1 protein-coding gene is annotated in these 225 nt (G+C 60.9%); it reads right to left on the minus strand.

Going from position 1 to position 225, the window contains the following annotated elements; translation table 11 throughout:
- Window positions 1–8: 8 nt before the first annotated feature.
- On the minus strand, window positions 9–225 hold a 217-nt coding region (locus BQ17_RS13250; protein WP_218068265.1), incomplete at its 5' end, for a group II intron maturase-specific domain-containing protein.

Raw genomic sequence — 225 nt, forward strand, 5'->3', positions numbered from 1 at the left:
ACCAGCCGTCAGAGCTGCACCAAGCCCAGTTGCTTGTACAGATGTGCATACCAGGTCACCCCTTTTGGTGGCCGATCGGGGCGCTGGCTCCGACGTTTCAGGTGCCCTACCATCCGCTGTTGGAGGAACCAATTCATGGCCCGAAACGCGGGGCGACTCCGACCGTGATCGAAGTCATTGGCCCAGCCGCGGACTTGACGATTGACCGGCGTGATCAGCTTGGGA

The sequence above is a fragment of the Candidatus Thiosymbion oneisti genome (assembly GCF_900092655.1).
GTDB lineage: Bacteria > Pseudomonadota > Gammaproteobacteria > Chromatiales > Chromatiaceae > Thiosymbion > Thiosymbion oneisti.